General features: G+C 60.0%; 10 protein-coding genes. 4 read left to right on the top strand and 6 right to left on the bottom strand.

Annotated features, from left to right (window positions below; translation table 11 throughout):
- Nucleotides 1–159: 159 nt before the first annotated feature.
- Complete coding sequence (locus E4T63_RS22375) at nucleotides 160–618, bottom strand: REP-associated tyrosine transposase (RefSeq protein WP_098965430.1); 459 nt, start codon at nucleotides 616–618, stop codon at nucleotides 160–162.
- A gap of 625 nt (nucleotides 619–1,243) precedes the next feature.
- Here E4T63_RS22375 and E4T63_RS22370 point away from each other — a divergent pair.
- The gene (locus E4T63_RS22370) at nucleotides 1,244–2,662 is read left to right on the top strand and encodes an amino acid permease (RefSeq protein ID WP_027612097.1); all 1,419 of its coding nucleotides are present in this window, start codon (nucleotides 1,244–1,246) and stop codon (nucleotides 2,660–2,662) included.
- Nucleotides 2,663–2,828: 166 nt separating this feature from the next.
- Nucleotides 2,829–4,316, top strand: a complete 1,488-nt coding sequence (locus tag E4T63_RS22365) for a glucosyltransferase domain-containing protein (protein WP_134787254.1) — start codon at nucleotides 2,829–2,831, stop codon at nucleotides 4,314–4,316.
- A gap of 6 nt (nucleotides 4,317–4,322) precedes the next feature.
- Here the strand turns inward: E4T63_RS22365 and E4T63_RS22360 are convergent, their stop codons facing one another.
- Complete coding sequence (locus E4T63_RS22360; protein WP_027612095.1) at nucleotides 4,323–5,942, bottom strand: FMN-binding glutamate synthase family protein; 1,620 nt, start codon at nucleotides 5,940–5,942, stop codon at nucleotides 4,323–4,325.
- 241 nt (nucleotides 5,943–6,183) lie between these two features.
- Nucleotides 6,184–6,984, bottom strand: a complete 801-nt coding sequence (locus E4T63_RS22355) for a helix-turn-helix transcriptional regulator (RefSeq protein ID WP_135296485.1) — start codon at nucleotides 6,982–6,984, stop codon at nucleotides 6,184–6,186.
- A gap of 125 nt (nucleotides 6,985–7,109) precedes the next feature.
- Between E4T63_RS22355 and E4T63_RS22350 the strand changes: the two genes are divergently transcribed.
- Both E4T63_RS22350 and E4T63_RS22345 read left to right on the top strand, forming a co-directional pair.
- Nucleotides 7,110–7,931, top strand: coding sequence for a carbon-nitrogen hydrolase family protein (locus E4T63_RS22350; protein ID WP_135296484.1), 822 nt, complete (start codon nucleotides 7,110–7,112; stop codon nucleotides 7,929–7,931).
- Between the two features lie 207 nt (nucleotides 7,932–8,138).
- Nucleotides 8,139–9,464: an APC family permease gene (locus E4T63_RS22345; RefSeq protein ID WP_098965422.1), complete on the top strand. Its 1,326-nt coding sequence runs from the start codon at nucleotides 8,139–8,141 to the stop codon at nucleotides 9,462–9,464.
- Between the two features lie 6 nt (nucleotides 9,465–9,470).
- Here the strand turns inward: E4T63_RS22345 and E4T63_RS22340 are convergent, their stop codons facing one another.
- From E4T63_RS22340 to E4T63_RS22330, 3 genes are read right to left on the bottom strand one after another with little or no spacing between them, the layout of a single operon-like run.
- Nucleotides 9,471–10,874: an ATP-binding protein gene (locus E4T63_RS22340; protein WP_098965420.1), complete on the bottom strand. Its 1,404-nt coding sequence runs from the start codon at nucleotides 10,872–10,874 to the stop codon at nucleotides 9,471–9,473.
- Nucleotides 10,871–12,685, bottom strand: a complete 1,815-nt coding sequence (locus E4T63_RS22335; RefSeq protein WP_135296483.1) for a DAHL domain-containing protein — start codon at nucleotides 12,683–12,685, stop codon at nucleotides 10,871–10,873. Before E4T63_RS22335 ends, E4T63_RS22340 begins: the two co-directional genes overlap by 4 nt.
- Nucleotides 12,682–13,632: a cytochrome-c peroxidase gene (locus tag E4T63_RS22330; protein ID WP_135296482.1), complete on the bottom strand. Its 951-nt coding sequence runs from the start codon at nucleotides 13,630–13,632 to the stop codon at nucleotides 12,682–12,684. Before E4T63_RS22330 ends, E4T63_RS22335 begins: the two co-directional genes overlap by 4 nt.
- Between the last annotated feature and the right edge of the window lie 28 nt (nucleotides 13,633–13,660).

The raw sequence follows: 13,660 nt of genomic DNA, 5'->3' as shown, positions 1-13,660 counted from the left end.
GCGCGAAGCGGCCCCTGAACAAGGGGCTACGCATTTTAATAGCTGGGCCTGCTGCGCAGTCCATCGGGGATAAATCCCCTCGCCACAGATAAGTCCCCTCACCACATTCAAATCTCCTGACCACAGATGAATTGACATGATTGAGTTTAGGTAATGGACCTAGAGCCAGCAGGCGTCCCAAAGCGGGTAGTCGCCAATCCGCTCTACCAATCCCGCCCGTAGCGGATTGGCGATGATGTACCGGGCGAATGGTTTCAAGTCCTCACCATCACGGATAGCGCGGTCGTGGAAACCGGTTTGCCACAATCGACCGCGCCGACCGGTTTTCCTGTTAACGGCTTGGGTGCAGCGCGCCTTTACCGCGCCAATGACTGTGCCAAGGTTGTCGCTTTTCAACTGCATCAACCAATGAAAGTGATCAGGCATGACCACCCAGGCGATGGACTCCACTAAGCCTTGTTCATGGGCGTGGCGGAACTCTGTAACCAATAATCGGCCTGTGCGCCAGTCGGAAAATACGGGTTGGCGGTCATATACAACTGAAGTAACGAAATAGGCTCGGTCTGTTTCGGAATGTCGGCCTAAACGAAGACGGTAAGTATTTGGTTTGACTGGCATGTTCGCTCCCTGCGTTCAGTCATCAAGGCCTGAAGGCTAGTGGCGGATTACTTGAGCCGGGTCTGTAAATGCCGTAGGAATTTTCGTTTTTCAGGCGGGGCGGGGAATATTGACGTCACGTGTGGCGAGGGGATTTATCCCCGATGGGGCGCGAAGCGGCCCTGACCAAGGGTGATCACATTTTAAGAGCTTGGGCCTGCTGCGCAGTCCATCGGGGATAAATCCCCTCACCACAGAAAGCTTTCAACGCAATAGGCCATATGAACTGAGGAGTACCGGTTTAGAGCTCTTTAATCTTCAATACCACCAAAGCAGGGCCATGACGGTGCACCATCATCGTGCAATACTCGCCGGGATTTTTTGTGGTGAATATTCCTACGCATATCAGGTAATATCTCTCCGCAAAGCGGCTTTTTGCCGAGACTTCTAGCTGAATGTTGTCACTTATAGAGTGAAAAGCCCTGTGACAAGCTTTCTATACTGCACGCCCCGCTGATCTTGCAGGCAGGGTCCTGCATGACGTGTCTGCCCACGAAGCAGGCGCGGTGTCGGGAAGCTGAGGCCTATCGGTCGAGGCTTCGACACACGGTGGTCATATCCAATAACAAGACGAGGTTGTATCCCTATGCCAGTCGGCAATCACCTGCCCCATGGCGAGACCGCTCACGGCGGCCCGCTTAAACGCGAACTCGGCGAACGGCATATTCGCCTGATGGCACTCGGTGCCTGTATCGGCGTCGGCCTGTTTCTCGGCTCGGCCAAGGCCATTGAAATGGCCGGCCCGGCGATCATGCTTTCCTACATTCTCGGCGGTCTGGCGATCCTGGTGATCATGCGCGCCCTCGGCGAAATGGCCGTACACAACCCGGTGGCCGGCTCGTTCAGCCGCTATGCCCAGGACTACCTCGGCCCGCTGGCGGGCTTTCTCACCGGCTGGAACTACTGGTTCCTGTGGCTAGTGACCTGCGTCGCGGAAATCACCGCCGTTGCCGTGTACATGGGCATCTGGTTCCCCGATGTACCGCGCTGGATCTGGGCCCTCGCGGCGCTGATCAGCATGGGCTCGATCAACCTCATCGCGGTAAAAGCCTTCGGTGAATTCGAGTTCTGGTTCGCCCTGATCAAGATCGTCACCATCATCGCCATGGTCATCGGCGGCGTCGGCATCATTGCTTTCGGTTTCGGCAACGACGGCGTGGCGCTGGGGATTTCCAACCTGTGGGCCCACGGCGGCTTCATGCCCAACGGCGTGACCGGTGTGCTGATGTCCCTGCAAATGGTCATGTTCGCCTACCTCGGTGTCGAGATGATCGGCCTCACCGCCGGTGAAGCGAAGAACCCGCAGAAGACCATTCCCGATGCGATCGGCTCGGTGTTCTGGCGCATTCTGCTGTTCTACGTCGGCGCGCTGTTCGTGATCCTGTCGATCTACCCGTGGAACGAAATCGGCACTCAGGGTAGCCCGTTCGTGATGACCTTCGAGCGTCTGGGCATCAAGACCGCCGCCGGCATCATCAACTTCGTGGTGATCACTGCGGCGCTGTCGTCGTGCAACGGCGGCATCTTCAGCACCGGGCGCATGCTCTACAGCCTGGCGCAGAACGGCCAGGCCCCGGCCGGTTTCGCCAAGACCTCCAACGGCGTGCCGCGTCGGGCATTGCTGCTGTCGATTTTCGCGCTGCTGATCGGCGTGCTGCTCAACTACCTGGTGCCGGAGAAAGTCTTCGTCTGGGTCACCTCGATCGCCACCTTCGGCGCGATCTGGACCTGGGTGATGATCCTGCTGGCGCAACTGAAATTCCGCAAAGGCCTGAGCGCCAGCGAACGTGCCGGCCTGAAATACAAGATGTGGTTGTACCCGGTCAGCTCGTACTTCGCGCTGGCGTTTCTGGTGCTGGTGGTCGGCCTGATGGCGTACTTCCCGGACACCCGCGTGGCGCTGTATGTGGGGCCGGTGTTCCTGGTGCTGCTGACTGTGTTGTTCTACGTGTTCAAGCTGCAGCCGACCGGTGAAACGCAGGGTGCGGTGCGTTCGGTTTCGTAAGTCGACAGTACGGTGATACACAAGCCCCGGCCCATTGGTCGGGGCTTTTTTCATGGGCGCTTCAGAAGCTGTAACCGCCGGTCTGAAAGCGCGATACAAACCCAGAAGCAAGGCTCAAACCTGTATCACTCAGCAATCCCGCGCGGCAGTGAACCGAGGCGCGCACATGAGAACGAGCGCATTTCTCCAACGAGAACTCAGTCAGCGTCAGGTCGCGCTGTTCTTCCTGCTGGCTACCGCGTTGTACGTCCTGCCCCTGATCCTCGCCGACTTCCCCTACATCGACGACAACTGGCGCACGCTGGCCGCCGGCAATGCCTGGGCCGGGCAGGGGCGATTGTTTGCCGACTGGTTTTATCAAGCGCTGACGTTCACCGGCGCCGCGCCGAACATCTTTCCGTTGCCGCTGTTGCTCGCCGTCGTAGCGATGAGCCTGGCCCTGACGCGCCTGACCTTTCACTACTTTGCAGAACCGACGCTGGCCTGCTGTCTGGTGCCGTTGCCGCTCTGGTACAACCCGTTCCTGTTGCAGAATCTGTCCTATCAATACGACGGCCCGATCATGGCCCTGAGCATGGTCGCGGCGATCTACGCCATCACGTTCGAAGGTTCATCGCGGGTGCAGCGCTGGCTGGTGCCGGCGGCGTTGCTGGCGCTGGCAATCGGTCTTTATCAGATCAGCTTCAATGTGTTTCTCGGGCTGTGTTGTGTCGAGTTGATCAGGGCTGTTCAGCGGCGAACTCAGTGGCCGGAGATTCTGCGGATGCTGGGCTGGAAACTCGCACAAGCGGGCCTGGGCATCCTGATCTACAGCGCCACGGCGTACCCATTCATGGAAACGTTGCGAAAAACGGATCTGTTGAACCTGGACGCCGATCCGCTGTTGCAGATCGGCATCAATTTCGCTCGGATCCTGGATAAAGTTGCGCTGTTGTTTCACGGTGGCTACCCGTGGGTTTTCGCTGCGCTGGTGTTGTGTGCGATCGCCGGCTGTGTGCGCCTGATTCAGTACCGCCAGAACCGTTGGTCAACCCTGTTGCTGTGCTTGCTGACGCTGCCAGTGCTGGTCTTGCTGGTGCCGGGGATCACGCTGCTGTTCCGTGACTTCAATGAGGGCGCGCGCACCCTGATGGGGTTCGGCGTGTTGTTGCTGGGGTTGTTCTATCTGTCTCACGTTGCGTTGGCATCCGCGCACCGTCGCTTGCCCTTGCTGCTGATCATTGCGCTGCTGGCGACTCTCTCGCTGTCCTTCGCGTATGGCCGGGTGCTGAGCCTGCAGAAAACCTTCGCCAACAGCGCGCTGTACAGCCTGAGCCACGACATCGCCGCCCATCGCGAGTTGCGTGAAGCCAAGCGGATCTATCTCTCGGTGAGCTACTCCGAGCGCTGGCTGGCCAGTGCGACCGGTTCATTCAAACGGCTACCGGTTCTGAAGTATTTGCTCAACGTCGACTACTTCATGCTCGCGGAAAATCTGCCGTCAGCAGGCATTACCAACGTGGTCGCCGAACGCGAACGGCGCAATGCCACCCGCGTCGGCTATCAGGGGTTTCCAGCGCTGGTGGACAGCCTGTATTACCGGATTTACCTGATTGGCGATTACGGTTTCATCGTCATGAAAGAGCCGCCGCCTCACCGCCTGCTCAGTTGGTGACGACGCTCAGGCTGCCGCCACTTCCTGCGGCTCAAAGCTGTCTGCTCGCGCCATCTGCCACATCCGCGAATAGAACTCGCCATTCACCTCACCCGTGAGCAATTCCCCCGGTTTCAGAAACACATGCAACTGCGAAAACAGTTTGATCTCGGTCGCCGACATGCGGCGCACCAGGTGCTTGGCCGACAGTTGCGACGGATGCTCAAGGCCTGCGGCGGCGAGCATTTCTGCCAGCGCCTTGAGCGTGTTGCGGTGGAAGTTGTAGACGCGCTGAGCCTTGTCCGGGACGACGAGGGCGCGTTGGCGCAGAGCGTCCTGGGTGGCGACGCCGGTCGGGCATTTGTTGGTGTGGCAGCTTTGCGACTGGATGCAGCCGATGGCGAACATGAAGCCGCGCGCCGAGTTGGCCCAGTCGGCGCCGATGGCCAGCACGCTGGCGATGTCGAAGGCACTGACGATCTTGCCGCTGGCGCCGAGTTTGATCTTGTCGCGCAGGTTCAGGCCGACCAGGGTGTTGTGCACGAACAGCAGGCCTTCGCGCATCGGCACGCCGATGTGGTCGGTGAATTCGACCGGTGCGGCGCCGGTGCCGCCTTCCTTGCCGTCGACCACGATGAAATCCGGCAGAATCCCGGTTTCCAGCATGGCCTTGGCGATGCCCATGAACTCCCACGGATGCCCGAGGCAGAACTTGAAGCCCACCGGTTTGCCGCCGGACAGTTCGCGCAGTTGCTGGATGAAATGCATCATTTCGATCGGCGTGGAAAACGCGCTGTGGCGTGACGGCGAGATGCAGTCTTCGCCCATCATGATGCCGCGGGTGTCGGCGATTTCCTGGGTGACCTTGTGCTTGGGCAGGATCCCGCCGTGGCCGGGTTTGGCGCCCTGGCTCATCTTGATTTCGATCATCCGCACCTGCGGATTCTGTGCCTGAGTGGCGAAGCGCTCCGGGTCGAAACGGCCGTCGCTGGTGCGGCAGCCGAAGTAGCCGCTGCCCAGTTCCCAGGTCAGGTCGCCGCCGTGTTCCCGGTGATACGGGCTGATGCTGCCTTCGCCGGTGTCGTGGGCGAAGTTGCCGAGCTTGGCGCCCTGATTCAGCGCGCGGATCGCGTTGGCGCTGAGCGAGCCGAAGCTCATCGCCGAGATGTTGAACACCGAGGCCGAATACGGCTGGGTGCACTGCGGGCCGCCGACGGTGACGCGGAAACCGCTCGGGTCGCTCAACGGCGCCGGGCGCATCGAGTGGCCGATGAATTCGAAGCCCGATTGATACACGTCGATCAGCGTGCCGAAGGGTTTGTCGGCGCTTTCATTTTTCGCCCGTGAATAGACCAGCGAACGCTGGGCGCGGGAGAAGGGCAGGGCGTCGCTGTCGGATTCCAGCAGGTACTGGCGGATCTCCGGGCGGATGCCTTCGACCAGATAGCGGATGTTGCCCAGGATCGGGTAGTTGCGGCGCACCGCGTGCGGGCTCTGCAGCAGGTCGAACAGACCGAGCAGGCTCAGCACGCCGGTGACGGCGGTGATCGGCCACAGCCAGTCGTGTTCGAGAAAGGGCAGGCTGGCGAGGGTGAAAATCACGCAGACGGCAAAGAAGGCGTAGCGGCTCAGGAGTGACAGGCTCATACGGTTTCCTTGGTTCGGACTCAATGGTTTGCAAACCTGTGGCAGCAGGCGGGCCTGTTGATGAGATTTATTGTGGTGAGGGGATTTATCCCCGATGGGTGGCGAAGCCGCCCCAAAACCATTCACTGCGGTTTAACTGAAAGACCGCATGCATAGACTTGGGACTGCTGCGCAGCCCATCGGGGATGAATCCCCTCACCACAGAGAATCTGTCGACACAGGAAAGCATTTCCACGCGTTATCAGGCGTTCTGCGCCTGGAGAAAAATCGAAAACAGCTCCGACTGGGATTTGATCCCCAGCTTGCTGTACATGTGTTTCTTATGGACTTTCACGGTTTCTACGGAGATTTCCAGCTTACGGGCGATTTCTTTACTCGAGCAACCGCTGAGCATCAAACGCCCGACATCCAGCTCCCGGGCGGTCAGTTGCGCACCCTTGAGTTGTTGCTCCGAGGCTTCCAGTTGCACTCGCCAGTCGGCCGCAGCTGGCGCGGCAGCGAGGGCCACGGTCTGGTTGATCTCGTACGGCAGGCGCTGACGCAACAGGCCCAGCACCCACGGCTGGATCAAAGACAGCAAAGCGATCTGTTCGCCAGTGAAACGTTTTTCACTGCCCAGCGACAGGCACAACGTGCGCTCGCCTTCGAGTTGGCAATTGAACTGGATTTCGTCGGCGACCACATTCAGACGAAAGTATCGCTGGTAATACTCGGTCAGCTCGAAATGCTCCGGCGCCACCTCGGACAGGCGGTACAACCCGGTGCGCGACTGTTCGCGGCAGGCGATGTAGAACGGGTCGAGCAGGTACAACCCGCGCAGATAATCCTGAAACAGCGGGTCGGGACTGCCGTCCTCGCCGGGGCATTCGGCGAAGACCTGCGGGTGCTGATCGGCACTGAACAGCAGCACCACCCAACTATCGAACGCCACGTACTGGTCGAGCAGGCGCACCAGTTGCGCCCAGAAATTCGGCTTGTCCAGCGCGTCGATCAGTTGCCCGACGGCGCGGTGCCAGGTGATGTCATCAAACGAAACGGTCATGGATCTACCCCTATCGGGTTACCCCGGCCGCGTGATTCCCTGGCCGGTTGCTTGCTGCGCATACTGGCCCACAGACAGCCACCGGGCAATCTTTCGGCGCCCGCTGCCCATCACAAGGAATTCTCATGAAAGTCGAACTCGCCCAACTGGCGGGCCGTGACAAAGACACGGCGTACAACCTCGAACGTGCCCTCGCGGCGATTGCCGCATGCGCGGCCGACACGCAATTGATCGTGTTCCCGGAAACCCACCTGATGGGCTTTCCGAGCGCCGACACTGTGGCGCAGATCGCCGAGCCGCTGGATGGCCCGACCGTCCGCGCGGTGCTGGCCGCCGCCCGCGAGCGCAACATCGCTGTGGTGATCGGCATGGCCGAAAACGACAACGGTCGCTTCTACAACACCACCCTGCTGATCACCCCCGAAGGCATCGCGCTCAAATATCGCAAGACCCACCTCTGGGCTTCGGATCGCGGCGTGTTCGAACCCGGCGACCGCTATGCCACTTGCGAGTGGAACGGCGTGCGCGTCGGCCTGCTGATCTGCTACGACATCGAGTTCCCCGAATCCGCCCGCGCACTGGCGCAACTGGGTGCCGAATTGCTGATCGTGACCAACGGCAACATGGACCCGTACGCCCCGACTCACCGCACCGCAATCATGGCCCGCGCCCAGGAAAACCAGGCGTTTGCGCTGATGGTCAACCGCGTCGAGGCCGGGGATGACGGTTTGATGTTTGCCGGTGGCAGTGCGCTGGTGGATCCGCTGGGGGAATTGCTGTTCGAAGCGGGGCGGGAAGAGGGGCAGTTCAGCGTCGAGCTGGATTTCGACCGGTTGGAGGTTGCGCGCAAGGATTACCGTTACCTGGATGATCAGCGTTTGAAACTGCCGGGGGAGGTGGTGGAGCACGCTTCTGGATTGCGTGAGTTGCTGATTCCTGCGCGCTGATCCGGGTTCTGTGTCGGTCGGGCTGACGCCTTCGCGAGCAAGCTCGCTCCCACAGGGGAGCGCGGTCACTGTGGGAGCGAGCTTGCTCGCGAAGAGACCAGTCCAGACAACACACCTGCTTGATCCAAAAAACAACAAAGCCACACCCGAAATATTCGCCGAACTCGGCTCTGCCATAAATCCAATAACATTCGGAGTAAGTCGCCCATGGCTCGTTTGCAACGCACCCTGTCATTAGGGTCGGTGGTGCTGTTCGGCATCGCCTACATGACGCCGATCATTGTCCTCGGCACTTTCGGCATCCTCGCGCAATCCACCGCCGGCATGGTCCCGGCCGCGTATCTGGCGGCACTGGTGGCGATGTTCTTCACCGCCATGAGCTACGGGCGCATGGCCGCCGCGTTCCCCGTCGCCGGTTCCGCCTACAGCTACGTGCGCAAGGCGATCAGCCCCAAGCTCGGCTTCATCGCCGGTTGGGCGGTGCTGCTCGATTATCTGTTTTTGCCGATGGCGATCTGGCTGATCGGCGCGGCGTACCTCGCTTCGGCCTTCCCGTCGATCCCGCAGTGGATCTGGGTACTGGCGTTCATCGGCATCACCAGCGCGATCAACATCATCGGTCTGAAACTGGCCAACGGCATCAACGCCTTGCTGATGCTGGTGCAATTTCTGGTGCTGATCGCTTTCGTCGCGTTGTGCGTGCACTACGTCGGCGGCGATGCGCGCACGCCGTTGTGGTCGATCAAACCGTTCTTCAATGGCGACATGCAGATGCCGCTGATCATGAGTGGCGCGGCCATCGCCTGTTATTCGTTCCTCGGTTTCGACGCGGTCAGTACGCTGACCGAAGAGACCCGCGACCCACGCCGCACCATTCCACGGGCGATCATGTTGATTACGCTGATTGGCGGGCTGATCTTCGTCGGGGTGTCGTACTTTGTGCAGATCGCACATCCGTCGTTTGAATTCGACAGCGTCGACTCGGCGGCCTATGAAATTGCGCGCAACATCGGCGGCGATCTGTTCGTCTCGATCTTCCTCATTGGCTTGATCGTCGGCCAGTTCGCCTCGGGGTTGTCGGCCCAGGCCAGCGGTTCGCGTCTGCTGTTTGCGATGGGCCGCGACGGCGTGTTGCCCAAGTCATTTTTCGGCACCTTGCATGCGCGCTTTGGCACACCGGTCAACAGCATCCTGCTGTGTGCAGTGGTGGCGTTGCTGGCGCTGAAACTCGACGTGACCACGTCCACTTCGTTCATCAACTTCGGCGCGTTCCTGGCGTTCAGTCTGGTCAACCTGTCGGTGATCTTTCACTACTGGATCGGCGGCGAGAAAAAGGGCCCGCGTGAGCTGGTGCTGTTTCTGGTCTTCCCGTTCATCGGGCTGGTGGCGGACTTGTGGCTGATGGTCAGCCTGGATCACCTGGCGGTGTATCTGGGCCTGAGCTGGCTGGCGATTGGCGTGGTGTATCTGGCGGTGCTCACCGGCGGCTTTCGTCGTCAGCCGCCGGAGATGGATTTTCAGGAAGCGACCTGAGACACCTCAGGCTGCGGGTCGGCTCTGGCGCATCGGTAACTCGATGCGAAAGGTTGTGCCCACGCCCGGTTCGCTGCGGACTGAAATGTCTCCACCGTGTTTTTTCACGATGCCGTAGGACAGGGACAGGCCCAGCCCGGTGCCCTGACCGACCGGTTTGGTGGTGAAAAACGGATCGAAGATTTTCTGCAGGATGTCCGGCGCGATCCCCGCGCCGGTATCCGCGACTTCCACCCAGGCCGTGTCCTGCTGCTGCCCGGTACGCAGAGTGATGGTGCCGCGCTCGGGGCCCATGGCCTGCGCCGCGTTGACCACCAGATTCATGATCACCTGATTGATTTGCGAGGGCAGGCACTCGATGTCCGGCAGCGGCTGATATTCCTTGATCACATCGGCCTTGTACTTGAGTTCGCTGGCGACGATGTTCAGCGTCGAGTCGATGCCTTGTTGCAGATTGGCCCACTGCCATTGCTGATGGGTATCGACCCGGGAGAAATCCTTCAGATCCTTGACGATCTGTCCGACCCGGCCAATGCCTTCCTTGGATTCGCGGATCAGCACCGGGATGTCTTCGAGCAGAAAATCAAGATCGGCGTCTTTGCGCAGTTGCTCAAGCCGGGCCACGGATTCGCTGTCCGGCGTGGGGCCCAGCGTCTGCCAGGCATCGAGTACGCTCAACAATTGGTTGAAGTAGCCGTCGAGGGTGCCGAGGTTGGAGGAGATGAAGCCGATCGGGTTATTGATTTCATGGGCCACTCCGGCCGCCATTTGCCCCAGTGACGCAAGCTTTTCCGACTGCACCAACTGACTTTCCAGTTGCTTGCGTTCATCTATTTCGCGCTGCAGTTCTTCGCTGGCCTGCTTGAACTGCGCGGTACGCTGATCCACCAGATGTTCCAGGTGATGCATCTGCAACGAGGCGCGTTCGGTCATCTGCCATTTGGTCAGCAGGGTGTTGGCCATCTGCTGCACTTCGATGTTGTCGAACGGTTTTTTCAGGATCAGTAACCGGTCATGCGCCTGCAGACGTTCGAGCAGTTCATCCCAGGAATAATCCGAGTAGGCGGTACACACCACCACCTGCAACTGCGGATCCTGCTGCCACAGGTGTTCGATGGTCTTCGCGCCGTCCCAGCCGTCGGGCATGCGCATGTCGACGAAGGCCAGCGCGTAAGGGCGTTGTTCCTGCAAGGCCTGCATCAGTTTGCCCAGACCTTCCTCGCCGCCGTAGGCCGAGTCCAGCTCGAACGGCGGACGTTCGGCGCGAATCTGAGCGCCAAACAGTGCAGCTTCCATCTCGTCCAGTTCCACTGACTGAGCTGCCGGTGGCGCGAGGATCTTGCGGAAGTCTTCATGAATCGACGGCATATCGTCGATCAGCAGAATGCGGCGGTTCGACAACTCGCTCATGCGTTCTCCGTGACGCTGATCAGGGGGATCTGCAAGGTGAACAGCGCGCCTTTGCCCGGTCCGTCGCTGTGCGCGGTGAGGTGCCCGTTCATCTCGATGGCCGCCAGCGCGCAGCTGTGCAGACCGAAGCCATGACCTTCCTTGCGGGTGGTGAAACCGTGGGCAAAGATCCGCGTCATGTTTTCCGGCGCGATGCCTTCGCCGTCGTCCCTGACGCTGATTTCGAGGAAGTTTTCATCGACGATCCTTACCGCCAGGGTCATGGTGCGGGGGCGGTTGCTGAGGTCAGACATCGCGTATTTGGCGTTGCTGATGAGGTTGATCAGGATCAACAGCAAACGGTGTTTGTCGCCCATCACCTGCGGCACCTCGGCGTACTCCTTGACCACCGTGACGTGATGCCGGGTCAGGGCCCCGGCGTTCATGCGCAGCGCATCTTCGAGCAGCTCGTTGATAAACAGCGGCTCGGTCATGCTGTTGGCGCCGGCATAGGATTGCTGGGTGGCGACGATGTCCTTGATGTGATCGACGCTTTTGTTCATCTGGTTCAGTTCGTCGACCATTTCCTGCTGTTCCTGGGCAATCGCGCCGACCAGCTGGTTGAGATAACCGGGGAGCAATTTGCCCTTGGCGTCTTCGCTGAGAAAGGCGCCGAGGTCGTGCGGGTGCTCGTTGATCAGTTGCATCGCCTTGCCCAGGCCCTGGGTCTTGCTGCTGCGCAGCTTGCGCGCGATCAGATCGCTGGAAATGTTCACGCTGTTGAGCACGTTGCCGACGTTGTGCAGCACGTTGGTGGCGATTTCCGCCATGCCGGCCTGACGTGCAGCGTCGAGCAGCTCGCTCTGGGCGTTCTTGAGTTCCCGGGTGCGCTCCTCGACGCGTTGCTCCAGTGCATCGTTGGCGGTTTGCAGGGCCGTATTGACCCGATTGATCTCGGCGAAACTGCCGATCAGGCGGATGGCCAGCCACACCAGCGACAACATCAGCAGCACCGAGAACAGCAGCAGGTAGAAATGGTATTGGCGGTCGACCTGATCGACACGCTGTTGATCGCGATCGAGCATGGTGGTGATGTTGTCGAGGCGTTCGGCGACGGGAATGTTTTCGATGCTTTCGAGCAACTGATTGACCAGTGGCTGCTCGCGAGCGATCAGGCTGATGTGGTTGCTGAGGATTTTGACCGGGGTTTGAAACGCCTGCGGCAGGCGCTGTGCGTTGACGGTCAGTTTGTTCAGACCCACCTCGATGTCGGCGGCCCGGTCATCGGAGGTGACCTGGGCAAACTCCAGCGCACTGAGCAGCAGGTCGTAGGTATCGGTGGTGATGTTCTCCAACTGGGATTTATCGAAGTCCGACAGGTTGGCCAGTTGTTGCTGAATGTCGTCTTCGGCGGTGGGCAAAAACGCCAGAGAGTTGCGCAGCAAGGCGTTGTGCGATTTGAACTGTTCGACCAGCCGGGTTTTTTCCTGCATCGCTTGCAGGAAACTCTCATAGGCCTCGTTCCACTGCGTCGAATCGTTTCGACCATGCCCCGATTCTATGGCGTCGAAGCGCTCCCAGAGCCGGTTCATCTCGTTCATCGGCGACACCAGCGGATCATAGTTGTGGGTGAGCGCCACCCGCGCCTTGAGGATCTCGTTTTCCCACAGCGAATTCTGCTGTTTGATCTGCCGGATCAGATCCCGCGACTCAGTGTATGTCATGGTCTGGTCGGAGCTGGACTTGAAGTACAGAAACAGCAGGATCGAGGCCAACGCGAGGACGACCAGTGTGAGCAACAACAGACTACGGCGACGGGAAATGTTGATCATGGCTTGCCTTCCCTTTGGCCGGTCAGGGTCTTGAGAAACAGAACAATCAGCCGTTTGTCGTCTTCGGTCGGCGTGCGTCCCAACTGATACTGGAACATCACATCCACGGCTCGTTCGAGGGTAGGCGCTGACCCGTCGTGAAAATACGGTGCGGTCAGCGCGACGTTGCGCAGGCTCGGCACTTTGAAAAATTCACGATCCGCTTCGTCTCGAGTGACGTTGAAGCGGCCCTGATCGGCCACGGTCGGGTTGCCGCGATCGGCAATGTAATCACCGAACACGCCAAACTTCTGGAACATGTTGCCGCCGATGTTCACCCCTTGGTGACAGGAGATACAGCCGTACTCCTTGAAGCGCTGATAACCGTATTTTTCGTCCAGCGTGAGGATGTCGGTATTGCCCAGCAGGTACTGATCGAAGCGTGAGTTGGGGGTCAGCAAGGTACGTTCGAAACTGGCCAGCGCCTGCTGGATGTTGGTCTTGGTCACGCCGTCCGGGTAGGTGGCGGCGAAATCGCGGCGGTAATCGGCGTCGTTGGCGATCCGCTCGACGACCGTGCTCCAGTCGCTGCCCATTTCATGGGGGCTGGTGATGACGACATTGCTCTGTTCTTCCAGCGTCTCGACGCGGCCGTCCCAGAACTGGCGGAAATTGAGGCTGGCGTTGAACACGGTCGGTGTGTTGACCGCCACCGGTTTGCCGTCGAACCCCAGCGAGAGCGCCCGGCTGTCGGCACCGTTCTTGTCCAGTTGGTGGCAACTGGCACAGGACAGCGTGTTGTTGATCGACAAGCGTGGCTCGTGGAATAACCGACGTCCCAGTTCCACGCGCCGGGCGTCCTGCTGTGGCACGGCGGGCAACGGTTTGAGCGGCTCGTCCAGCGGGTCGGCACTGGCCCCGGCGCAGAGTCCGCACAGCAGTGTCATGGCGGGACGGAACAGGTTCATCGGCAATCGTCTCCTTGACTCAAGGCGG

The sequence above is a fragment of the Pseudomonas fluorescens genome, assembly GCF_004683905.1.
Classification (GTDB): Bacteria; Pseudomonadota; Gammaproteobacteria; order Pseudomonadales; family Pseudomonadaceae; genus Aquipseudomonas; species Aquipseudomonas putida_A.
This window is presented reverse-complemented; position numbering and strand designations above follow the sequence as displayed.

What these genes read in the sequence shown, in the direction of transcription:
- E4T63_RS22375 (WP_098965430.1), bottom strand. Translation starts at nt 618, where the DNA reads ATGCCAGTCAAACCAAATACTTACCGTCTTCGTTTAGGCCGACATTCC.
- E4T63_RS22370 (WP_027612097.1), top strand. Translation starts at nt 1,244, where the DNA reads ATGCCAGTCGGCAATCACCTGCCCCATGGCGAGACCGCTCACGGCGGC.
- E4T63_RS22365 (WP_134787254.1), top strand. Translation starts at nt 2,829, where the DNA reads ATGAGAACGAGCGCATTTCTCCAACGAGAACTCAGTCAGCGTCAGGTC.
- E4T63_RS22360 (WP_027612095.1), bottom strand. Translation starts at nt 5,942, where the DNA reads ATGAGCCTGTCACTCCTGAGCCGCTACGCCTTCTTTGCCGTCTGCGTG.
- E4T63_RS22355 (WP_135296485.1), bottom strand. Translation starts at nt 6,984, where the DNA reads ATGACCGTTTCGTTTGATGACATCACCTGGCACCGCGCCGTCGGGCAA.
- E4T63_RS22350 (WP_135296484.1), top strand. Translation starts at nt 7,110, where the DNA reads ATGAAAGTCGAACTCGCCCAACTGGCGGGCCGTGACAAAGACACGGCG.
- E4T63_RS22345 (WP_098965422.1), top strand. Translation starts at nt 8,139, where the DNA reads ATGGCTCGTTTGCAACGCACCCTGTCATTAGGGTCGGTGGTGCTGTTC.
- E4T63_RS22340 (WP_098965420.1), bottom strand. Translation starts at nt 10,874, where the DNA reads ATGAGCGAGTTGTCGAACCGCCGCATTCTGCTGATCGACGATATGCCG.
- E4T63_RS22335 (WP_135296483.1), bottom strand. Translation starts at nt 12,685, where the DNA reads ATGATCAACATTTCCCGTCGCCGTAGTCTGTTGTTGCTCACACTGGTC.
- E4T63_RS22330 (WP_135296482.1), bottom strand. Translation starts at nt 13,632, where the DNA reads ATGAACCTGTTCCGTCCCGCCATGACACTGCTGTGCGGACTCTGCGCC.